Annotated in this window: 21 protein-coding genes; 6 read left to right on the top strand and 15 right to left on the bottom strand. The window is 74.5% G+C overall.

Annotated features, from left to right (window positions below):
* Positions 1-26 precede the first annotated feature (26 nt).
* The 7 genes from LV78_RS01675 to LV78_RS01645 all read right to left on the bottom strand — a co-directional run bounded on the left by LV78_RS01675 (position 27) and on the right by LV78_RS01645 (position 6,940).
* Entirely contained in the window at positions 27-1,376 is a 1,350-nt protein-coding gene (locus LV78_RS01675; protein ID WP_253842758.1) for a CU044_5270 family protein, read from the bottom strand.
* Positions 1,369-1,731 carry an RNA polymerase sigma factor gene (locus LV78_RS01670; protein WP_253842756.1) on the bottom strand — a complete coding sequence of 121 codons (363 nt, stop codon included), beginning with the start codon at positions 1,729-1,731 and terminating at the stop codon, positions 1,369-1,371. Before LV78_RS01670 ends, LV78_RS01675 begins: the two co-directional genes overlap by 8 nt.
* 267 nt (positions 1,732-1,998) lie before the next feature.
* Positions 1,999-3,198, bottom strand: coding sequence for a glycosyltransferase 87 family protein (locus tag LV78_RS01665; RefSeq protein ID WP_253842755.1), 1,200 nt, complete (start codon positions 3,196-3,198; stop codon positions 1,999-2,001).
* 120 nt (positions 3,199-3,318) lie between these two features.
* Positions 3,319-4,335, bottom strand: a complete 1,017-nt coding sequence (locus tag LV78_RS01660) for an NAD-dependent epimerase/dehydratase family protein (protein ID WP_253842753.1) — start codon at positions 4,333-4,335, stop codon at positions 3,319-3,321.
* A 151-nt stretch (positions 4,336-4,486) separates the two neighbouring features.
* Complete coding sequence (locus tag LV78_RS01655; RefSeq protein ID WP_253842751.1) at positions 4,487-4,837, bottom strand: STAS domain-containing protein; 351 nt, start codon at positions 4,835-4,837, stop codon at positions 4,487-4,489.
* 195 nt (positions 4,838-5,032) lie between these two features.
* Positions 5,033-5,761, bottom strand: a complete 729-nt coding sequence (locus LV78_RS01650; RefSeq protein ID WP_253842749.1) for an ANTAR domain-containing protein — start codon at positions 5,759-5,761, stop codon at positions 5,033-5,035.
* Positions 5,762-6,175: 414 nt separating this feature from the next.
* Entirely contained in the window at positions 6,176-6,940 is a 765-nt protein-coding gene (locus LV78_RS01645) for an SDR family NAD(P)-dependent oxidoreductase (protein ID WP_253842747.1), read from the bottom strand.
* Positions 6,941-7,018: 78 nt separating this feature from the next.
* Between LV78_RS01645 and LV78_RS01640 the strand changes: the two genes are divergently transcribed.
* Positions 7,019-7,633 (top strand): TetR/AcrR family transcriptional regulator, encoded by a 615-nt coding sequence (locus LV78_RS01640; protein ID WP_253842744.1) that lies wholly within the window; start codon positions 7,019-7,021, stop codon positions 7,631-7,633.
* A 70-nt stretch (positions 7,634-7,703) separates the two neighbouring features.
* Here LV78_RS01640 and LV78_RS01635 read toward each other — a convergent pair whose 3' ends face one another.
* Genes LV78_RS01635 through LV78_RS01625 form a run of 3 tightly spaced genes read right to left on the bottom strand, consistent with a single transcriptional unit; the run spans position 7,704 to position 9,943 of the window.
* Complete coding sequence (locus LV78_RS01635; RefSeq protein WP_253842742.1) at positions 7,704-8,573, bottom strand: dioxygenase family protein; 870 nt, start codon at positions 8,571-8,573, stop codon at positions 7,704-7,706.
* Positions 8,573-9,412 carry an SDR family oxidoreductase gene (locus LV78_RS01630; RefSeq protein WP_253842740.1) on the bottom strand — a complete coding sequence of 280 codons (840 nt, stop codon included), beginning with the start codon at positions 9,410-9,412 and terminating at the stop codon, positions 8,573-8,575. Before LV78_RS01630 ends, LV78_RS01635 begins: the two co-directional genes overlap by 1 nt.
* A gap of 48 nt (positions 9,413-9,460) precedes the next feature.
* Complete coding sequence (locus LV78_RS01625; RefSeq protein ID WP_253842738.1) at positions 9,461-9,943, bottom strand: MarR family winged helix-turn-helix transcriptional regulator; 483 nt, start codon at positions 9,941-9,943, stop codon at positions 9,461-9,463.
* 111 nt (positions 9,944-10,054) lie between these two features.
* Between LV78_RS01625 and LV78_RS01620 the strand changes: the two genes are divergently transcribed.
* Positions 10,055-12,067 (top strand): hypothetical protein, encoded by a 2,013-nt coding sequence (locus tag LV78_RS01620; RefSeq protein ID WP_253842737.1) that lies wholly within the window; start codon positions 10,055-10,057, stop codon positions 12,065-12,067.
* Positions 12,068-12,206: 139 nt separating this feature from the next.
* Here LV78_RS01620 and LV78_RS01615 read toward each other — a convergent pair whose 3' ends face one another.
* The gene (locus LV78_RS01615; protein ID WP_253842735.1) at positions 12,207-13,409 is read right to left on the bottom strand and encodes a cytochrome P450; all 1,203 of its coding nucleotides are present in this window, start codon (positions 13,407-13,409) and stop codon (positions 12,207-12,209) included.
* A gap of 109 nt (positions 13,410-13,518) precedes the next feature.
* Here LV78_RS01615 and LV78_RS01610 point away from each other — a divergent pair, with 109 nt between their 5' ends.
* On the top strand, positions 13,519-14,169 hold the full coding sequence (locus LV78_RS01610; protein WP_253842734.1) for a TetR/AcrR family transcriptional regulator: 651 nt from the start codon (positions 13,519-13,521) through the stop codon (positions 14,167-14,169).
* Positions 14,170-14,173: 4 nt separating this feature from the next.
* On the opposite strand, the gene LV78_RS01605 is transcribed toward LV78_RS01610, so the two are convergent.
* Entirely contained in the window at positions 14,174-14,530 is a 357-nt protein-coding gene (locus LV78_RS01605; protein ID WP_253842732.1) for a hypothetical protein, read from the bottom strand.
* A 607-nt stretch (positions 14,531-15,137) separates the two neighbouring features.
* Between LV78_RS01605 and LV78_RS01600 the strand changes: the two genes are divergently transcribed.
* Positions 15,138-16,712: an ABC-F family ATP-binding cassette domain-containing protein gene (locus LV78_RS01600; protein ID WP_344621181.1), complete on the top strand. Its 1,575-nt coding sequence runs from the start codon at positions 15,138-15,140 to the stop codon at positions 16,710-16,712.
* A gap of 123 nt (positions 16,713-16,835) precedes the next feature.
* Here the strand turns inward: LV78_RS01600 and LV78_RS01595 are convergent, their stop codons facing one another.
* Both LV78_RS01595 and LV78_RS01590 read right to left on the bottom strand, forming a co-directional pair.
* Positions 16,836-17,753, bottom strand: coding sequence for a GNAT family N-acetyltransferase (locus LV78_RS01595; RefSeq protein WP_253842728.1), 918 nt, complete (start codon positions 17,751-17,753; stop codon positions 16,836-16,838).
* A gap of 45 nt (positions 17,754-17,798) precedes the next feature.
* Positions 17,799-18,608: a TIGR02452 family protein gene (locus LV78_RS01590; RefSeq protein ID WP_253842726.1), complete on the bottom strand. Its 810-nt coding sequence runs from the start codon at positions 18,606-18,608 to the stop codon at positions 17,799-17,801.
* A gap of 114 nt (positions 18,609-18,722) precedes the next feature.
* Here LV78_RS01590 and LV78_RS01585 point away from each other — a divergent pair, with 114 nt between their 5' ends.
* Both LV78_RS01585 and LV78_RS01580 read left to right on the top strand, forming a co-directional pair.
* A complete protein-coding gene (locus tag LV78_RS01585) occupies positions 18,723-19,028 on the top strand; it encodes an ArsR/SmtB family transcription factor (protein WP_253842724.1) in 306 nt (101 codons plus the stop codon).
* Positions 19,025-19,411 carry a VOC family protein gene (locus LV78_RS01580; protein WP_253842723.1) on the top strand — a complete coding sequence of 129 codons (387 nt, stop codon included), beginning with the start codon at positions 19,025-19,027 and terminating at the stop codon, positions 19,409-19,411. Before LV78_RS01585 ends, LV78_RS01580 begins: the two co-directional genes overlap by 4 nt.
* A 17-nt stretch (positions 19,412-19,428) precedes the next feature.
* Here the strand turns inward: LV78_RS01580 and LV78_RS01575 are convergent, their stop codons facing one another.
* Positions 19,429-20,391 carry a nucleoside hydrolase gene (locus LV78_RS01575; RefSeq protein WP_253842721.1) on the bottom strand — a complete coding sequence of 321 codons (963 nt, stop codon included), beginning with the start codon at positions 20,389-20,391 and terminating at the stop codon, positions 19,429-19,431.
* Between the last annotated feature and the right edge of the window lie 217 nt (positions 20,392-20,608).

Here is a 20,608-nt window from a genome sequence, read left to right as displayed (position 1 = left end):
AGGTGCCCCTTCCGGCGGTCGCTTGATCAGGGGACCTCGTTCGTGGTCACCGACTCCACCGTGGTGGACCCGGCCGACCGCCACGCCCCGGCCATCAGCGGCCCGTCCTGCGCGGTCACCAGCTGCCGGGTGCCCAGCAGCGCGCCGGTCGCCGGGTCGATCAGGATCTCGTGCAGGTCGTCGTCGACCTCGACCCCGAACGCCGTCCCCCGCCTGCCGTCCAGCGTGATCACGCTGTTCTCGGTGATCCGCAGCCCCGGCACCCGCCCCAGCGCCCGCAGCAGCGAGGCCTGCGTCGACGCGGGCAGCATCCCGCTGCCCAGAGCGTGCTCGACGAGCACCAGGATCTCCTGGGGCGAGCCCTGCCACGCGCTCGCCCGCAACCGCTGGTACAGCTGCTCCGGATCGGTCGGCAACCCGGCCACGAACGAGGGGATCGGGTTGTCCCACGAACCGGTGACGCACCGGTCCTCCGGCAGTTCCGGGAACCGCCCGCACGCCCCGCGCCGCACCTCCTGCCCGTACCGGGCGGGCGGCTCGCCCTCCCCGGCGTGACCGGGCAGCCACGCCACCTCGCTGTTCTGCGTCAACCGCTCCACCCACTCCTGGGCGAGGTCGTCGGGCGTCCACCGCTCCTGGACGCTCGTGGTCACGTACGCGGTCCCGTCCGGCTCCACCACGTGCAGGTCCCGGTAGGTGCTCTTCACGTACCGGTAGCCGGTCCTCGGCGGCTCCACCACCAGCTCGGCGACCCGCTGCAGCGCGGCGGCGGCCTCCACGTCGGAGCCCTCCCGCGCCGAGGGCGCCAGCAGGCTCGCGCCCAGCACCACCAGCGCCGTCGCCGCGGCGCCGAGCAGCACCTTGACCCGGCTCGCCCCGACCCGACCGGCACCGGGCCGATCCGCACCCGGCCGCTCCGCGCCCGGCCGATCTGGGCCGAGCGGACCTGGGCCGAGGCGACCTGAGCCGGTGCGACCTGAGCCGAGTCGATCCGCGCCCGGCCGGTCCGAACCGCCCCGTCCCGAAGCAGACCGATCCGCCCCGAACCGCCCAGCTGCTCGCCCGTCTGCCGGGCCAGCGTTCCGCCTGTCCTCCGGCCCAACGTCCTGCCCACCCGCCTGCCCAGCGTTCCGCCAGTCCTCCAGCCCAGCGTCCCGCCCATCCGCCAGCCCGGCGTCCCGCCCGGCCTCCCCGACCGCCCCCGCACCCCTCGCCCGCGTCACCGCCCGCAACGCGCTCAACCCCCGCTCGCGCGCCGCGTCCGACATCCCAGGCTCGTCCGCCCCGACCAACCCCAGCGCCCGGTCCAGCAACCGGTCCAGCTCCTCCGGCCGCTCACCGCCCCCGGCGGCCCCGAGGTCCCGACGGTCAGACATCCCCTGTCCTCTCCTGTCCCAGGTGCGCGGCGATCCGGGTCCGCAGCTTCGCACGCGCCCGGTGCAGCCTGGTGCGGACCGTGCTCTCCCCGATCCCGAGCGCCGCCGAGACCTGCGCGGGCGTCAGCTCGCCCCACGCCACCAGCGTGAGCACGTCCCGCTGCTCGCGCGGCAGGTCCGCCAGCATCCGCCGCAGCGGCCCGGTCAGCGCCTCGGCGTCGGTCACGTCGTCCACCCGCCCCAGCGGGTCCTCCTCCGGCACGGTCCGGGCGTGCTCGCGCGTCCACGCGCGCAACCGCCGCTCCTCGGTCCGCACGTGCCTGCGCACCAGGTTCGTCGCCACCCGTACAGCCACGCCACCGTGGCGTCCGGCTCGTGCGGCTGCCCCGCGCGGTCGCGCCACAGCACCAGGAACGCCTCGGCGACCAGGTCGTCCGCGATCTCCGCCCCGACCGGCGCGCCAGGTACCGGTGCAGCCGGTCGGCCGTGCCCGAGCACAGCCGCTCGACCGCCTCCTCGTCCAGGAGGCCCACGCGCACCTCTCCCGGTGAGGCGGTTGCTCTGCTTCGCACACCGCTACCTGCCCACGAGCCGCCCCCGCGTTCCCGCAGCGTGAACAGGGTCACGCGAGCCTCGCACGCCCGCTGAACGCCAGCCAGGCGAGCGCCGCCACCGCGCACCACGCGTACCCCGAGCCCACCAGGTGCTGCCACCACGCCCAGCCCAGCTCCCGGTCACCACCGTTCGGCAACCGCCACTGCGCGCCCGCCAGGAACACCGCGCCCAGCCCGACCACGACCCACCGGGCGGTCGACCGGCTCACCACCGGGCGCGCCGAGGGCGACCACGCCGCGTGCGCCGCCACCACCAGCGCGGGCGCCGCCCACACCCAGTGGTGCGACCAGGAGATCGGCGACGCCAGCAGCCCCACCGCCGACACCGCGACCAGCGCGGTCACCGGCTCGTGCCGCCGCGCCGCCAGCCACGCCACCGCCGCCACGCCCGCCGCGAGCAGCAGCCACAGCACCGGCTCCACCCCGCCGGGCAGCCCCAGCCGGTGCAGCGCGCCGCGCACCGAGACGTTGCTCGCGTAGGCGATCCCGCCGATGCGGCCGGGGTCCAGCAGCGCGCCGAACCAGTAGCCCGCGCTGTCCGACGGCGCCAGCAGGAAGCCCAGCGCGTCGCCCCCCGCGAACGTCCCCGCCGCCCACGCCGCCGACCTGCGGTCCCCGCGCGCCAGGAAGAAGATCAGGAACACCAGCGGGGTCAGCTTCACGGCGGCGGCGATCCCGGTCAGCACGCCCCGGCGCCACACCGGCCTCTCCACCAGGCAGTCGAACGCCACCAGCGCCATCAGGAACAGGTTGACCTGCCCGAAGTCCAGGGTCGCCCGGACCGGCTCCAGCAGCAGCGCGCCCGTCGCGACCAGCACGCCCAGCTGCGGCGGCGCGTTCAGCCTGCGGGCGGCCAGCACGCACACGGCGGTCAGCGCGAGCACGCACAGCACCGTCCAGGCCACCGCGGCCACCGTCCACGGCAGCGGCTCGACCAGCGCGAACAGCACCGCCGCGAGCGGCGGGTAGGTGAACGGCAGCTCAGGACCCTGGAGCGGGGCGGGAAAACCGGGCGCGTACAGCGGAACGCCGCTCAGCCACGCCTCGCCGCCGACCCGGTAGACCCGCAGGTCGATCAGCGCGAAGCCCGAGCGCGACCACTCGTGGACCACCAGGGACAGCGCCACGACGGCCCACAGCAGGTGGGGCAGGCCGAGGGCGCGCCGTCGGTCTTCGGGCAGGGTGGAACGCGACTGGGTGGGCAGCACCGGGTGACTCCGATCGGGGAACGGGGACCCGATCGGGCCCCACACCCGGTACGTTCCCGGCCGACTCCGGAGCGTTCCCGCCGTGCGACGCAGCTCACTTCCGGGGGACGCCCGCCCAGGTCACAGGTCCTTGGCGCCGCGCCTCGACTTGCTGTTGAGCGGCGGGCTGGTGGACTCGCCCTGGTGCCTGCCGAGCGCGCGCACGAACTCCCGCAGCACGTCGCGGGCGTCGTGCCTGGGCGTCCAGCCCAGCGCGCGGGCCCGCCCGGTGTCCAGCAGCGGCGACGCCAGCGCCAGGTCCACCCACCCCGGCGCGGTCGGCTGCAACCGGGCCTTCCAGGTCGCCTTGGCCAGCGTCCGCAGCGCGCTCGGGGAGATCGGCACGTGCCTGGCCCCGACCGCCGCCGCCAGCTCCCGCGGCCCCAGCACCGGCTCGGCGGCCACGTTCAGCGCCCCGGTGAACCGCTCCCGCAGCACCAGCAGCACCGCCTCGGCCACGTCGTCGGCGTGCGTGAACTGCACCGCCAACCGCCGTGGCAGCGGCAGCGCGGGCAGCCGCAGCCGGAACAGCGCGGGCGGCACCAGCAGCCCCAGGAAGTACCGGTGGATCTCGGCCGCCGCGTCCGGCTGCAGGATCAGCGACGGGCGCACGCGGGCCACCGCGATCCCGTCGAGCGCGTCCAGCTGCCGCTCCACGGCCGCCTTGTGCCTGCTGTACGAGGAGGTGCGGATTCCGTTGGTGGGCCACTCCTCGTCCACCCGCAGCACCTGCGTGGCGGGGGAGTAGGCGCCCACCGACGACATGTGCACCAGGTGCGGCACGCCCGCCTCGCGCGCGGCGGCGAACACCCGGCCGCTGCCCGCGACGTTCGTGCGGAACAGCGCCTGCTCGTCGTGACCGGGCTGGATCTTCCAGGCCAGGTGCACCACGGCGTCCGCGCCGGAGGCGAGCTCGGCCAGCTCGGCCTCCGCGCCCTCCTCGGCCAGGTCGACCTGCGACCAGGTCACCCCCGCCGCGGGCCCGAACGCGGGCCTGCGCCGCGCCACGCCGTGCACGGCGATGTCCGGCTCGGCGGCCAAGCGGCGGAGCAGGGCGGTGCCGACGTTCCCGGAAGCGCCCGTGACCAGGATCCTCATGGCGGCCGGTTACCCCCGCTCGGGGGTGCTATCCGCGCGGGGCGGTATTCGTGGTGGGCGAGCCAGGAGTGCCGGACGCCCCGGTCGCGTCCACCGGGCGGATCTCGCTCGTCGGTGATGCGATCGGGGCGCTGCTCTTGGGAGGTGCGCCTCAGGCGCTGATGAGGGTGCGCAGGGACGCGCACGCCTCGGGAACGCTGGTCATCGGCAGCAGGACGGGGTCGAGGCCGCTGAGCGTGGTGGGCCTGCGGACCGCGCGCTGGTCGCTGACCACCGCCCACGGCACGTCGGCGGTGTCGGCGGCGGCGGTGATCTCCACGAGCACGCCGAGCACGGCGGCGGAGCAGAAGCTCACCGAGCCGAAGTCGATGATCAGGGCGGGCGGGGTGTCGGCCACGACCTCGGCGAGGTGGTCGCGGAGCCGGTCGGTGATCGCGCCGTCGAGCTCACCGGTCGCGGTCACGACGGTGACCTCGGAGCTGGAGCTGGCGGTGATCGTCACGGGATCGCTGCTATGTCGGGTGGTGAGCACGATCGGCCTCCTCTTCGGGACGAGGACGGCCAGCGGGTTCGAGCGCGCCGGTCGACCTGTCCCGCGTGCTCGTCGTGCGGGTGGGTGGACCGCGGCTGCTAGTTGAACCGCTACCCCACCGACGGTACTCACCTCAGGTCTGAGCGCAACCCCGCCGGGGCGCGGTCAGCTGGGATCGATCTCGTCGTGCCTGGTCACGAGGGTGCGGGCGAGGTCGACGAGCTTGACGTTCAGCTCCTGGGAGGTGCGGCGCAGCAGCGCGAACGCCTCGTCGGCGCCGATCCCGCGCCGGGTCATCAGGATGCCCTTGGCCTGACCGATGACGTCGCGGCTGTCCACGGCGCGGGCCAGGTCGGCCAGCTCGGCGACGCGGGCGTGCGCGAGGGCGAGCGAGGCGTGCGTGGCGAGCAGCAGGGCGGTGTGGCGGTCCGCGTCGCTCAGGCCGTGCGCGGCGCGGGAGTAGATGTTGAGCGCGCCGGAGATGCCCTGGCCGGGGGTGGGGAGCAGTTCGGTGGAGGTGATCGCGCGGTAGCCCTCGTGGTGGGCGGCCCTGGAGAACTCCGGCCAGCGCCGCTCGGTGGCGAGGTCGTCGCTGGCGGCGAAACCGGGGCCATCGGGGACGGCGGCGTCCAGGCAGGGGCCGGACTTCGCGCGGTACTGGACCTCGTCCAGCGCCACGGCGACGGGGTGGGTGCGCACGGGGGTGGAGAAGCGGCCGTCCCGGTCGCGCAGGGTGACGCTGGCCAGGTCGGCGCCGCTCACCAGGTGGACTGCGGCGTCCGTGACCTGTTCGAGGGTCCCCTGGACGGTGGGAGCGCTCAGGAGGCGGCGGGTGAGGGCCTCGAAACCGCCTTCGGCGTCGGCGTCCCCGGTGTTGGGCGTGCGACCTGCCACCGGTCTGCGGGAGTCCGGTGGTCCTGGTGTGGCGGCGGTGCGCGGGTCGATGGGCTGCTCCCTCGCGTCCGGGTGCGGGGCAAGAGCCACTCCAGCGCAGGTGGGAACCGGGGGATAGCAGCGCGGGCGAACGCTTCAGGGCGGTGAAAGCGAAGCCGGGGTTCGTTCTGGCGGGTGCCGGGGGCGTTCCGGCGCGGCCGGGCGGGACCGCCCCCCGCGCCGCGCCCCCCCGTGCCGCGCGCTCCGTGCTCCGTGCTCCGGGCGGGACCGTTCCCGCCGCCCCGCCCGGAGTCCCGCCTCAGACCGCCTTCTCAGGCCGCAGCCTCAAGCTGCCGCCTCAGGCCGCTTCTCAGACCGCAGCCTCAAGCTTCCGCTTCAGACCGCAGCCTCAGACTCCAGCCTCCAACCGCCGACTCAGACCGCCGACCAGCCGTTGTCCACCGGCAGGATCACGCCGTTCAGGCTGCTCGCCGCGTCCGACGCCAGGAAGACGATCGCCGCCGCCTGCTCCTCGGCCTCGGACACCCGGCCCAGGTTGCCCATGTACCGCCCCAGCACCTTGGGGCCGGAGGCCTCCGGGTCGACCTGCACCGAGATGCCCGTCTTCGTCCCGCCGGGCGCGATCGCGTTCGCCCTGACGCCCTGGTCGCGGTACATCACGGCCAGCGACTTGGTCAGGCCGACGACGCCGTGCTTCGACGCCGTGTAGGCCGCGCCCGCCGCGCTCCCGCGCAGCGACGCCTCCGACGCGGTGTTCACGATCGCGCCCTTGCCCGCCGCCAGCATGTGCGGGAGGACGGCCCGGCTGAGCAGGAACGGGGCGGTCAGGTTGACCCGGATCACGCGCTCCCACTCGGCGTCGCCCACGTCCCCGAGCGCGTTCATCCGGTCCATGATCCCGGCGTTGTTCACCAGCACGCCGACGCCGCCGAACGACTCCACCGCCGTCGCCACGACCCGGTCCACCACGGCCTGCTCGCCCAGGTCGCCCACCACGACCTCGGCGGTGCCACCCGCCTCGCGGATCGCGGTCCCGGTGGCCTCCGCGGCCTCCGCCGCCAGGTCCGCCACCAGCACCTTCGCGCCCTCGGCCGCGAAGAGCAGGGCAGCCGCCCGCCCGATGCCCGAACCCGCGCCGGTCACGATCACACCGACGCCCGCCAGCCCACTGCCGCTCATGTGCCCACTCCTGTCACGCCCGTTCGTGGCGCGTCGTGCCAATCTGTCACGTCGTGCCAAATAGTAGGCTGTGCGCCCGTGGAACCACAGGTGGGGGCGGCCAGGGGTGGTCGTCCGCCGCTCAGCGAGCGGCGCAAGGCGCAGACCAGGCTGGACATCGCCCGCGAGGCGGTCCGGCTGTTCACGGCGCGGGGCGTGGCCGCGACGTCGGTCGAGGACATCGCCGAGGCGGCGGGCATCTCGACGCGCACGTTCTGGCGCTACTGCGAGGGCAAGGAGGACTGCGTCCGGCCCCTGCTCACCACCGGGGTGGACGTGGTGGCCGCCGCGCTGCTGGAGTGGCGGCTCGGCGAGGACATCGCGACCGTGCTCGACCGCGCGGGCGCGGCGGCGGGCGAGGTGATGGCCGACGCGCCCGCCACCCAGGCCCTGCTGCGGCTGGTGGTGGACGAGCCCGCGCTGCGGGCGGTCTGGCTGCGGGTGCACCACGACGCGGAGGACGTGTTCGCCGCCGCGCTGACCCGCTCGTCCGCGCTGCCCGCGGGCGGGTTGCACGCGCGGGTCGGGGCGGCCGTGGTCAACGGCGCGCTGCGGGCGGCGGTGGAGCACCACGTGGCCCTGCGCGGGACGGAGGGGCTGGTCGACACCGTCCGGGAGGCGCTGCGGATCGCGGTGTCGGGGTTGCGCGGCTAGGGTCCGTCCACAGTGGACTTGACGGGCGGGGCGCCCGTGCCGCGGCGGTGGGCGGCACGGGCGCGGTGGGTCAGCCCAGCTGGAACGAGCGCTTGGCGAACCCCATCATGTACCCGTCGATCGCGGTGACCGCGCGCTGCGCCGGATCGGTCGCCGCGCCCAGCGCGATGAAGATCGGCAGGAAGTGGTCCGGCGTCGGGTGCGCGTACGGCATCCCCGGCGCGCGCGTGCGGAACGCCGCCAGCTCGTCCACGTCGCCGCGTCCCAGCGCCTCCGCCGCCCACGCGTCGAAGTCCGACGACCAGCCGGGAACCTCGTTGTGCAGGAACATGTCCCGCGTGGCGAACCGCAGCCCGTGCGTCATGAACCCGGACCCGATCAGCAGCACGCCCTCCTGCCGCAGCGGGGCGAGCCGGGCGCCCAGCTCCATCAGCCGCGCCGGGTCGTGCGTGGGCATGGACAGCTGGAGCACCGGCACGTCCGCCAGCGGCAGCATCGCCATCAGCGGCACCCAGGCGCCGTGGTCCAGACCGCGCGCGGGGTGCCGGTGCACCGGTTCCGAGTCCGGCATGAGCGCGGCGACCCTGCGGGCCAGCGCGGTCGCGTCCGGGGTCTCGTAGCGCATCCGGTAGTAGCGCGGGTGGAAGCCGCCGAAGTCGTACACCAGCGGCGTTCCGGCCTCCGGCGCGGACAGGCTGAGCGGCGCGTCCTCCCAGTGCGCGGACACGATCAGCACGGCCTTCGGCTTGGGCAGCGACCGGGCCCACGCGAACAGCTGCCCGATCCACGGCGCGTCGTCGAACAGCGGCGGCGCGCCGTGGCTCAGGTACAGCGCGGGCAGCGGCCCGTCGGACGGCGTCCACTCGCGGTGCGCGCGGGCGCTCTCCAGCGCTGCGGGCAGGAAGGCGTCGTACGCGCCCGCAGGGGGCTGGGCGAACATCACGCCTGCTTCAGCGCGGTGGCGATGGATTCGCGCAGCGGGGTGGTGGGGCGGCCGATGAGCGCGCCCAGCTCGCCGGGGGTGGCGGCCAGGTCGCCGCGCGCGATGGAGGCGTCGATGCCGGACACGAAGTCCGCCACCGGTTCCGGCAGCCCGGCCGCGACCAGCGAGGCGCGGTGCTCGGCCAGCGGCAGGTCCCGGTAGACCACCCCGGTCCCGGCGGCCGAGGCGATCGCGTCGGCCAGCTCCGGCATCGCCCACGCGGTGTCGCCGGACAGCTCGTGCACCGTGTTCGCGAACCCGTCGCCGGTCAGCACGACCGCCGCAGCCTCGGCGTAGTCGGCGCGCGAGGCGGACGCGACCAGGCCGTTGCCCGCGGCGCCCGCGAGCACGCCGGACCCGGCGGCCTGGCGCGCGGTCTGGTCGTAGTTCTCGTGGTACCAACCGTTGCGCAGGAAGGCGAACGGGACGCCGGACGCGCGGATGTGCGCCTCGGTCGCCACGTGGTCGGGCGCGACGCCCAGCGTGCTCGTGGGCGCGCCCAGCACGGAGGTGTAGGCGAGCAGTTCCACCCCGGCGGCCTGGGCGGCGTCCACGACGGCGCGGTGCTGCTCGGCGCGGTTGGGGTCGGTGCCGGAGATCAGCAGCACGCGCGTGGCCCCCTCGAACGCGGCGGCGAGCGTCTCCGGCCGGTCGTAGTCGGCGAGCCGGGCGGGGACGCCGAGGTCGGCGGCCTTGTCCAGGTCGCGGACGGCGGCGGTGACGGCGGCGCCGCGCTCGCGGAGGGCGGCGATGACGAGGCGGCCGAGCTGGCCGGTGGCCCCGGTGACGACGATCATGGGATTTTCCTTGCTGTGACTGGTTTCCGGGTGGTTTCTCGGGTGCGTTCAGGAACCGGGGCAGGACCCGTCGGGCTCGATGGCGGACCACACCCGCTGCCCGATCTCCCGCAGGTGCCGCTGCTGCTCGCCCGAGAGCGGGTCGAACACCAGCCGCCGGACCTCCTCGACGTGGCCGGGCGCGGTGTCGACCACCTTGTCCCAGCCGTCGTCGGTGAGCACGGCGAGCGTGTAGCGGCCGTCGTCGGGGTCGGGCGTGCGGGTGACCCAGCCCTGGCGCTCCAGGCGCTTGACGACGTGGGAGAGGCGGGAGAGGGAGCCCTCGGTGACGACGGCGAGCTCGCTCATGCGCAGCGAGCGGGTGGGCTGCTCGGAGAGGAAGGCGAGCACCTGGTACTCGAAGTGGCTGATGCCCGCGTCGCGCTGGAGCTGCGCGTCGAGCGCGGAGGGGAGCCGGATGAGCACGCTGGCGAGCGCGAGCCAGGTCCGCCGTTCTTCGGCGTCGAGCCAGCGGGGGGCTGCGGGGGGCATAGGACAAGGTTAACTTGAAGCTTCAAGTCGTGCGAGCGGTTGTTCTGCTGGTCACAGAGCTTCCGCTGAAGTGCGGAGGAGGGGCGGGGTATGTCGTTTAGCTTCGGCCGGGTGCCCACAGAGCAGCCCGAACAGGACGTCCGCAGCGACACGCCCTTCCGGGAGCACCTGGCTCTTGCCAAGCGGTGCTCGGCCGAGGTCGGGGCGACCGCGCCGCCCTTCAACCCCGAGCCGTTCCTCGAAGACCTCGCGCGTGAACTCGTGCTCGGCGGAGGAGGCCCGGCGGAGGCCCTGGCCCTGGTCGTCCGTCGAGCGGGCGTCGGGGTGGCGGGTTCCGAGGACGTCGACCGGTGGCGGGACACCGTGATCGAGGTGCTGAACCGGACCGGGCTGGTGGCCGCGGACCGCGAGGGCGTCGACTTCCGAGACCGGGACCTCGTGGACTTCTTCGCGGGTCGCGACCTCGCCCGCGACTATCCGGACCCGGCGGCCTGGGGCGCACGTGGGCAGCTCGCCCCCCGCAAGTTCCGATCCGAGCGGCACCGCGCCGCCCGGATCGCGCTGGCGGCTCACTGGCAGGACCAGGGGCACGACCTGACGAAGGCGTTCCGGCGGCTGCTGCGTCCGTGGTGGCGTGGGATGGGAGTCGGAGTCCTCGGTGAGATGAACCGGTACGGCGTCGTCCTGGAGAGGCCGCTGGTCGTCGAGGCGGTGACCTACCTGAAGCGGCGCTTGAGCCTGCCGATCAGCCCGGAGCTGAACCGGCGGGTCGGCGAGCTCTACGCCCTGACTCCCGGAGAGGCCGTCGACTTCCTCGGCGCGGAGGTGAGGCGTCGGGGCGCCGCAGGCCCCAAACGCGCTGCCTTCGCGCTCCACCTCCTCGAACTCGACCGGGAAGGGGGACGTCCCGCGCTCGTCGCGTTCATGGTCGACCCGCTCGTGAAGGGCTACCGCGAGGAGTTCTGGAACAAGGCGCACGACCGCGACCGGCGATTCGCGCTCACCCTGCTGGACCTGGCCCTCGCGGACGCCGAGGACGGCGACGTCCGCAATGCCCTGGCGGGGTTCCTCGAAGCGCACGACCTCGACGGCGCGCTCCAGGTCTACGCCAAGAACGCGCGCGACCGCCGTCACGGCGAGGAGGCCAGGCTCCACGCCGCGAAGAGGCTTCTGCCCCACCGCAGGGCGGACGCCGTCGAGGTGCTCTTCGAGCACTTGAAGCAGTTCGGGCAGCGCGCCACCCGCAAGTCCGTCATGCGGCTGCTGCTCGACCTCCAGCGCGAGCGGCTGAACGCGGAGCTGGTGCGTTTCCACAGGAACGCGGCGAACCCCGCGATCCTGCGCTTCGACGCAGCCCACTTCTGCCACCTGAACCTGCAAGGCCCGCCCGAGCCGCTGATCGACATCGCCCACCTGAACCCGCTCGGCCTCGACGAGGCGCTCATCGCCGTCAAGGCGAACCCTGGGGACCGGCGGGTGGTGGACGTCTGCGACGAGCTGGTCCACCGGCACAAGCCCAGCCGCTCCCCGGACGTGCTGACCACCATCAAGCGGATCGAGGAGGAGTGCCTGCGCGCCACCGCCGTCAAGGTCGTCCGCTACTACACCTGGTTGCTGGACGACGGCGAGTGGGATTACGACATCCGCAAGCGGGCGTTCGCCCTGGCGAAGGACAAGCTCACCGGCGCCGATGCCACCCGGTTCTGCCGCGTGCTCTTCGACGATCCCCGAGCCACCCCGCACGACAAGCTCGAGTACGCCGAGGCCGCGCAGAAGAACGGCCGGGCGATGGGGGTCGTCCTGTTCCGCGAGTTCATCCGGATGGACGTGAGCGACGAGATCAGGCTCGTGGCCGCGGAGAAGGTGGACGATCGGCAGGCCTGCTTCGACCTGTGCGAGCGCGTCGCGGAAGCGGGGGTGGAACCGGGAGGGGACAAGCGGCTGCGCAGCGCCTTGGCGCTCGCCTACGAGACCGACCAGGGCAAGGCGGTCGACCTCGCGGCGCGGGTCCTGCGCGACCGGCCCGCCGTCGACCACGGGCCGCTGCTGCGCGACTTCAAGTCCCGCGACCGCCAGGAGGTCCTGCGCAGGCTCGCGCCACCCGAAAAGAGCAACCCCGCCTAGCCGGCTTGCGCCCCGAGGGGTCCGTGGAGGAAGCTTGATCCACTTCGCGGCGAAGGGCGGATTCCCACGGGAAGACCGCGGCGTGCTCCCCGCAGCGACCCGACCCGGTGGGGGCGGTCCACGGGGAGCCGTGCGTCGTTCACCACGTCACCGGCAGGGCGTGCAGGCCGTAGACGTTCGCGTCGTCCTTGAAGTCCAGGTCCTCCCTCGGGACCGCCAGGCGCAGGGTGGGCACGCGCTCCAGCAGCGCCCCGAACACGATCCGCAGCTCCTCGCGCGCCAGGTGCTGACCCAGGCACTGGTGCGGGCCGAAGCCGAACGCCAGGTGCTTGCCCTGCGGCCTCCGCACGTCCAGCACGTGCGGGTCCGGGAAGACCTCCGGGTCGTGGTTCGCGGTCTGCACCGGGCCGATCACGCCCTCGCCCGCGCGCACCAGCCGCCCGCCCACCACCACGTCCGCCTTCGCCAGCCTGGACGTCGCCGTCTCCACCACGCTCAGCAACCGCAGCAGCTCCTCCACCGCCCCCGGCAGCAGCCCCGGCTCCTCGCGCAGCTCCCGCGCCACCTCCGGCCGCTCCAGCAGCGCCAGCGCGCCCAGCGCGATCGTGCTCGCCGTGGTCTCGTGCCCGGCCAGCAGCAGCAACGTGCCCAGCAGCACCAGGTCGTCGTGGTCCTCGCCGCCCGCCGCGCGCTGCTTCACGATCAACCGGCCCAGCAGGTCGTCGCCGGGCTGCCGCCGCTTCGCCGCCACCAGGGCGCTCAGGTACTCCTGGACCTCCTCGGCCGCCCGCGCGCGGTCCGCCGCCGACGTGCCGCGCCGGACCAGCTCCGCCGTGCGGCCCTGGAAGAACGCGTGGTCCGCGTACGGCACGCCGAGCAGCTCGCACACCACCAGCGACGGCACCGGCAGCGCCAGCGCGGTCACCAGGTCGGCCGGGCGCGGGCCCGCCAGGAGGGCGTCCAGGTGCTCGTCCACGATCTCCGCGATGCGCGGGCGCATCGCGCGCACCCGGCGCACGGTGAACTCGCCCAGCACCGCCCGCCGCGACCGGGTGTGCTCGGGCGGGTCCTGGGCGATCAGGGTGGTGCGGCCGTTGCGGGTGGTCAGGCCGCGCTGGCCGGGCACCACGCTCGGGAACGCCGGGTGCGCGCGGTCCGCGCTGAACCTCGGGTCGGCGAGCACCGCGCGCAGGTCGTGCCAGCCGGTGACCAGCCACGTGTCCACGCCCATCGGGGTCCGCGCCCTGGAGACCCTGCCGCGACTCCGGTACCCGGCGGGCGGCTCGTACGGGCCGGGCCTCGGCTGGGGGACGGGCAGCGGCTCTTCCGGGGAACTGGTCACGGGGGCCTCCCGGTGTGCGGGGATTCGGAGGGTTTCCTTCCGCTTGTCGCCCACGCTAGTTCCGGCGCTGCCCGGCGTCGAGGCGACAACCGGGTGGCAGGATTCCCCCATGAGCGCCGATCCGCCCGTCGACGACCGGCCCCCGCTGCGCGCCGACGCCAGGCGCAACCGCGACCGGATCATCGGCGTGGCCAAGGCGATCTTCGCCGCGCACGACCCCGAGACCGTGCCGATGGAGGAGGTGGCGCGGCGCGCCCAGGTCGGCGTCGGGACGCTCTACCGGCGCTTCCCCGACCGGACGGCGCTGGTGCGGGCCGTGGTGCTGGACAACTTCGCCCGCGCGCTCGCCGAGGCTGACGCGGCGGTCGCCGAGGAGCCGACCGCGTGGGACGCCCTGGTGCGGTTGCTGCGGACCTCGGCCGAGCTGGACCTGAGCGTGCGGCTGGCGGTGCTGTCCCCGCGCACGTGGGCCGCGCTGCGGGCTGATCCGGCGGCGCTGGAGCTGCGGGACGGGGTGCTCGCGGCGATCGACGCGCTCGTGCTGGCGGCGCAGGCTGAGGGGGCGCTGCGGGCGGACGTGGGGGCGGGGGACGTGATCCGGCTGTTCTCGCTGCTGCTGCGGCGGCCGTTGTGCGAGGACGTGGAACCGGCGCCGTTCGCCTGCGAGCGGACGTTGGCGGTGGCGCTGGACGGGTTGCGGGCGCGGGCGGGCGGGTTGCCGGGGGAGGCGCTGGGCACGGCGGACGTTCTGCCCCGGTGAGCGGTCACCAGCGCGAGGTGCGGATGAGCGGGGCCGAGGCGTGGAGGGCGGCGATCAGTTCGGCCGGGGTGAGGTGGGGGATTCGTGCCGCCGGGCCCGCGAGCGGGGCCAGGCCGGGGAATTCCTGCTTCGCGCGCAGGACCAGGTCGTGCAGCGGCGGGCCTTCGCCGTCCGAGGGGATCAGGCGCGGGGTGTCCGCGTCGAAGACCAGGTCGAGCGGCTGACCGGTGGAGTCGACCGCGCCGCCGAACTCGGGGAGGGCGGTTTCCGGGGACTCGGCCCAGCCGGTGAGGGCGGTCTGGTCGCGGAGGAGGTAGGGGTAGCCGTCGTCGTCGAACGCCACCACGGGCCAGTGCGGCACGGGAGCACCTCCTGGTGAGAGATCGGTCGATCGGGTGACGGTAAAACCGTTGGGGGTGGTCTGCCGGGTGGATTAGGGTTGGGGGCATGGTGCGATTTGGGCCCGTGTGCTGGGTGAGGATCCGGCTCCGCTGACGGCGGAGCGGGAGGACTGACACCCCTTGCTGCCGCCGTACCGGCCATTGCCGGGCGGCTCTTAGAGTGCTGCCCGGCTCAATCCGAGTCGCGGAGCAGAACACACCATGACGCACCCACTGGGTGGATCACCCCTGCGCGCATCCGGCGTGGGGAACAGGGATGGCAACGACCGCAGGAATGACTGCGGGGGCGCGAGCGTGCCCGAGAACGGGGACGAGCGCGAGAACGGGCTCGGGCTCGGCGGTGGGAGCGGGCGCGGAAACGGGAATGGGCGCGGAGTTGGCAGCGGGGCCGGGCGCGGGCTTGGTAGCGAGAGTGGGCTCGGCAACGGGGCCGGTAAAGGGCGGCGCGGGCGCGATGACCGGGCTGGCAGTGGGAGTGGGGACTGGGCTGGCAGCAGGGCTGTGAGCGGGGCCGGCAGCGGGCCTGGGGACGTTGCGGAGCTTGAAGAAGTTGCCGGGGTTCCTCTCCTGGCTGGGGCGCGGGCGCATGTTCGGGCTGACGGGATCAGTGTCGCGCTCGGGGATCGGCAGGTGTTGCGGGAGCTGTCGGTGACCGTGTCCGCGCGGTCGCGGTTGGCGGTCGTCGGGGAGAACGGGCGGGGGAAGAGCACGTTGTTGCACGTGCTCGCCGGGGTTCTGGCGCCCGATTCCGGGACGGTGCGGCGGGTTGGGGTCGTGGGGCTCGCCCGGCAGGCGCTGGAGGTCCGGGGTGGGGAGAGCGTCGGGACGTTGACCGGGGCGGCCCTGCGGGGGTCGCGCCTCGCGCTTCGGGCGCTGGACCTCGCCGGTGAGGAGTTGGCCGCCGGGGTCGTGGGCGCCGATGACCGGTACGCGACCGCGTTGGACGCCGCCACCGGGCTCGACGCCTGGGACGCCGAGCGGCGGGTCGACGTCGCGCTGGAGGCGTTGTCCGCCTGCGCCGACCGGGAGCGGCCGTTGGCCACCTTGTCGGTGGGGCAGCGGTACCGGGTTCGGCTGGCCTGCTTGTTGGGGGCCCACCACGACGTTCTGCTGCTCGACGAGCCGACCAACCACCTCGACGCCGCCGGGGTGGCGTTCCTGACCGAGCGGTTGCGGGGCTTCCAGGGCGGGTTCGCGGTGGTCAGTCACGATCGGGTGTTGTTGCGGGACGTCGCGGAGGAGTTCCTGGACCTCGACCCCAGTCGGGACGGCGCGGCGCGGGTCTACGCGGGCGGTTACTCCGGGTGGCGGGACGGGCGGCGGCTTGAGCTGGAGAGGTGGGCGCGGGAACACGGGGAGCAGGTCGAGGAGCGGCGCAGGCTCTCCGACGCCGTCGACCGGGCGCGTGACCGGCTCAGCACCGGGTGGCGGCCCGACAAGGGGACCGGGAGGCACCAGCGGCAGAGCCGGGCGCCCGGTGTGGTGCGGGCGTTGAACCGGGAGCGGGACGCGCTGGAGGCGCACCGGATCACCGCGCCCGAACCGCCGCCCTCGTTGCGCTGGCCCGAGGTTGAGGTGCGTCGGGGGGAACCGCTGGCGCGGGTCGACGGGGTGGCCGTCGAAGGGCGGTTGCGCGGGCCGGTCGACCTCGTGCTTGACGGGGGCGACCGGTTGTTGATCACCGGGGGGAACGGGGCGGGCAAGTCGACGTTGCTCTCCGTGCTCGCCGGGGACCTGGAACCCACGACCGGGGGTGTGCGGCGGCTCGCCGGTGCGCGGGTCGCGGTGGTGGCGCAGGAGGTGCCCGCGTGGCCCGCGGGGGTGACGGTCGGGGAGTTGCACGCCCGGTTGGGTGACGGCGTGCTGCCGCTGGGTGCGTTCGGGCTGCTCGACGGGCACGTGCTGGGCACGCCGGTGGACCGGTTGTCGCAGGGGCAGCGGCGGCGGGTCGACCTGGCGCTGCGGTTGGCGACCCGGCCGAACCTGATCGTGCTCGACGAACCGACGAACCACCTGTCGGCCGCGCTCGTGGACGAGTTGACCGAGGCGTTGCGGGGAACGCCCGCCGCCGTGGTCGTCGCGACCCACGACCGGGGGATGCTCGCTGACCTGGCCGACTGGCCCCGGTTGCACCTGGAGTGACGCGGACGGGGTGTCGGGGTGACGGGGTGGGGTCGCCTCGCTCGGAAGAGGGAGGCGACCCCGTACCGAGTAGGGGGTGCGGGGCAGGCAGGTGCGGGGCAGACGGGTGCGGGGCAGGCCCGGTCAGTCGAGCACGTACGGGCGGGTCCAGGTGATCGCTCGGAAGCCGAGGGCGGTGAGGATCGGCTCGGACGTGGGCAGGGCGTCCACGGCAGCCAGGCGGCGACCGCGTGACCTGGCCTCGTGGAGGCGGGATGCCACCACCGAGGTGAACAGGCCCCGGCCCCGGAAGGCGGGCTTCGTGCGACCGCCCGCCAGCTCGGCGAACGCGCCACCCGGTCGGTAGTAGACCCGGCCGCAGGAGACCGGTTCGCCGTCGACGTAGGCGAGGTGGACGCTCATCCCATCGGGATCGTTCAGCAGTTCGGCGGTCACCAGGTCGAGTTCGGCCTGGACGTTGGCGCGGCCCAGGGCCGAGGCGATCTCGGCGTAGTCGGGCAGCCGGTCGGGGGTGATCCGGTGGACCTCGTGCGCCGGGGTCGGCAGTGGGGCGTCCAGGGGCAGCACGAGCACCTGCTCGGTGTCCTCGGCCTGGAAACCGGCGGCGAGGAGGTGGGGGAGGAGTTCGGTGACACCGGGGTCGTGGCCGTAGGTCTTCCACTCCAGGGACCAGCCGCGTGCGCGGGCCAGTTCGACCTCGGACCGGACCAGCTCGGACCGGGCTCGCTCGGAACTGGCCCACGAGGCCTTGGCCTGTTCGGACTCGGCTCGCTGGGACCCGGCCCGTTCGGACCCGGCTCGCTCGGACCCGGCTCGCTCGGACTCAGCCCGTTCGGACTCGGCCCGCTGGGACTCGGTCGGGTCGGGGGCGTCACCGCCCAGGTCGGCGAACACGATCCGGCAGGACCGGCCGTCCGCGGCGATCTCCCGCACCACCGGGCCGGGTGCGCCGAGGGCCCGGCGCTCGGCGTCCAGCGCGTCCAGCGCGTCCAGCGCGGCAGCCCCCGACGCGGTGGAGGGGGTGTTCGGGCCATCGGGCAACAGGAACTCCTCGGGACGTGGACGGCGGAAAAGAGCGCCCGCCCGTCACGACCCGCCGAAGCGGGCCGTGAAAGCGGCGCGCACGGGGGAGTCCCGCGCGCGGTCCAGGATCGCGAAGACCACGTGGTCGAACGCGGGCAACGCCGCCAGGGCCGTCGCGAACGCCTCGGCCACCTCGCCCGGCTCGTTGCGGAACACCCCGCAGCCCCACGCGCCCAGCACCAGCCGCCGGTGGCCGTGGTGGGCGGCCACGCGCAGCACGCGCTCCGCGCGGCGCAGCAGCGCCGGGCGGACGTCCGCGAGCCGGTCGGGCTGGTTGGTCGCCACGGCGCCCCGGTTCGGGGCCGCCGCCGTCAGGAACGCCGCCCGGTGCGGCTGCGGCAGCAGGGCGCCGTCGTCCGCGCGGAACACCGGCACGCCGGGGGAGTGGATCACCCGGTCGGTGTACACCAGTTCGGGGTGCGCGCGGTGGTGGGCGTAGAAGGCCGGGACCGACTCCAGGCAGGCGTGCAGCGCCGACGAGCGGGCGATCGCCTCCTCCTGGGCCTGCGCGCCGTTCAGGAAGCCGCCACCGGGGTTGCGGGCCGACGCGAACACCAGGCACGCCACGTCCTCGCCCAACCGCCGCGCCGCCTCCAGGGTCGACTCGCCGGTCACCTCCACCCGCGCCTCGGCGCTCGGGGCGGTCCCGGCGGGCGGCACGGCCAGCGGCTCGTCCGGCAGGTGCAGGACCGTGCCCGCCACGGCCCGCGCGACCGCCTCGCCGATCACCACCTCGCGGCCCCCGGCGACGTACGACCCGCGTCGGGTGATCTCCACGGTCTCCTGGGCGATGGCCCGCAACCCGCTCTTCACGGACGCCGATCCTGCTCGCGGCGACCGGACGCGGGCAACCGAATTCCCCGGCGCCCACCGGATCGCCCGAACGGATTACCCGCACCCCCTTGATAGGCAAGCGTTCACTTGCCTATGGTGTCCTGCGTGGCGCAGGAGCTGTTCAAGGCGCTGGCCGACCCGACCCGCAGGCGCATCCTCGACGAGCTGGTCGACCGGGACGGCCAGACCCTGTTCGAGCTCTGCACCCGACTCATCACCAAGCACGGCCTTGGCCTCTCCCGGCAGGCGGTCAGCCAGCACCTCGCGGTCCTGGAGGAAGCCGACCTGGTCCGCACCCGCCGCGAGGGCCGCTACAAGTTCCACGACCTCAACACCGCACCGCTGGAGCACCTGGTCACCCGCTGGCTCCGGCCCGGACCACCCGGGGGAAACCCGTGAAGATCCACCTGTCCAGCGTCTTCGTCGACGACCAGGCGCAGGCCCTGCGCTTCTACACCGAGGTGCTCGGCTTCCGGCTCAAGGACGACGTCCCGATGGGCGAGGCCCGCTGGCTCACCGTCGTCTCCCCGGACGACCCCGACGGCACCCAGCTGGTCCTCGAACCGTCCAGCCACCCGGCGGTCAAGCCGTACAAGGACGCGCTCGTCGCCGACGGCATCCCGGCCACCTCGTTCGCCGTGGACGACGTGCGCGCCGAGCACACCAGGCTCACCGCGCTCGGCGTCCGCTTCACCCAGGAGCCGGTCGAGCTGGGCCCCGTGGTCGTCGCCGTCCTCGACGACACCTGCGGCAACCTGATCCAGCTCGCCCAGCACGCCTGAGACCGGCGCGGGCGCGGCTAGTCCGGTCGCGCCAGCGCCTCCAGCAGCCGCTCCAGGAACACCTCCGACCGCACCGTCCGCAGCACCTTCACCGGCCTCGGCGTGTCGTCGATCGTGCTCTCGATGTGCGCCGTCGTGGTGATCCGCCGCCGGTCGGCCACGATCTGCCCCCGCGTGTGCGTCCCGGTCAGCTCCACCCCCAGGGGCAGCTCGCGGTGCGTGGCCAGGCCGGGGTCCAGCGCCACCGCCACGGTCAGCGGGTCGTGCGGGGTGCAGGTGCGCCTGCCGATCACCCGCGTGTAGAACTCCACGTAGTGCGCCAGGATCGCGTTCGCGTACCGCGCCCGCCGCGTCCGCAGCGCCGCCAGCCGGTCCAGCCAGTCCGCGTCCGCCCGCGCCGACTCGGTCACCTCCAGCCCGACCAGCGTCAGGTCGAACCCGGCGTCCAGCACGATCGCCGCCGCCTCCGGGTCGTGCCAGGCGTTCGCCTCCGCGTACGGCGTGATGTTGCCCGGCACCGCCGTCGCCCCCGCCATGGCCGTCACCGACCGCAGCAGCGCGGGCAGCTCCGGCTCCAGCAGCACCGCCAGCGCCAGGTTCGTCAGCGGCCCCAGCGCGATCAGGGTCAGCTCGCCGGGGTTCGCCCTGGCCAGCGCCACCAGCTGCTCGGCCGCCGACACCGGGACCGGCTGCCGCGACGGCGGCGGCCCGGCCCGCCCGCCCAGCCCGTCGAGGCCGTGCACGAACTCCGAGGTGTACAGCGGCTGCGCCAGCGGCCTGCGCGCCCCCACCGCCACCGGCACCCCGCCGAGCCCGGCCAGCTCCAGCACCCGCAGCGCGTTCAGCGCGGCCTGCGGCGCGGGCACGTTCCCGTGCACGCTGCCCACCGCCACCAGCTCGGCCTCGTCCAGGTGCGCGGCCAGGTACAGGATGGCGAGGGCGTCGTCGACGCCGGGATCGGTGTCCAGCACGATGCGCATGACGATCACACACCCAGCGGTCGGGACTGGAGAGCAATCACTGTACGTGGCCGGGGCGTCACCCGCGCCGGTTCGCGGCCACCTCGCCGCGCGAAGGGGGAGCGCCGCGAACGACCGGTCCGCGCGAGGCCGCCGGACCGGCGGAACGTGCGCCGAACCCGCCCCGCGCCGAATAAAGGACGGGCCAAAGAAGAAGGGGGCGGGTCCGAAGACCCGC

It is taken from the genome of Actinosynnema pretiosum, from assembly GCF_024171695.1.
GTDB classification, from domain to species: Bacteria; Actinomycetota; Actinomycetes; order Mycobacteriales; family Pseudonocardiaceae; genus Actinosynnema; species Actinosynnema pretiosum.
The sequence above is the reverse complement of the archived record's forward strand: the minus strand, read 5'-3'. Positions and strand labels throughout refer to the sequence as shown.

Bases quoted from the DNA above. Each gene is read 5' to 3' on its own strand.
- LV78_RS01675 (WP_253842758.1), bottom strand. From the start codon at position 1,376: ATGTCTGACCGTCGGGACCTCGGGGCCGCCGGGGGCGGTGAGCGGCCG.
- LV78_RS01660 (WP_253842753.1), bottom strand. From the start codon at position 4,335: ATGAGGATCCTGGTCACGGGCGCTTCCGGGAACGTCGGCACCGCCCTG.
- LV78_RS01645 (WP_253842747.1), bottom strand. From the start codon at position 6,940: ATGAGCGGCAGTGGGCTGGCGGGCGTCGGTGTGATCGTGACCGGCGCG.
- LV78_RS01635 (WP_253842742.1), bottom strand. From the start codon at position 8,573: ATGTTCGCCCAGCCCCCTGCGGGCGCGTACGACGCCTTCCTGCCCGCA.
- LV78_RS01630 (WP_253842740.1), bottom strand. From the start codon at position 9,412: ATGATCGTCGTCACCGGGGCCACCGGCCAGCTCGGCCGCCTCGTCATC.
- LV78_RS01625 (WP_253842738.1), bottom strand. From the start codon at position 9,943: ATGCCCCCCGCAGCCCCCCGCTGGCTCGACGCCGAAGAACGGCGGACC.
- LV78_RS01610 (WP_253842734.1), top strand. From the start codon at position 13,519: ATGAGCGCCGATCCGCCCGTCGACGACCGGCCCCCGCTGCGCGCCGAC.
- LV78_RS01585 (WP_253842724.1), top strand. From the start codon at position 18,723: ATGGTGTCCTGCGTGGCGCAGGAGCTGTTCAAGGCGCTGGCCGACCCG.
- LV78_RS01575 (WP_253842721.1), bottom strand. From the start codon at position 20,391: ATGCGCATCGTGCTGGACACCGATCCCGGCGTCGACGACGCCCTCGCC.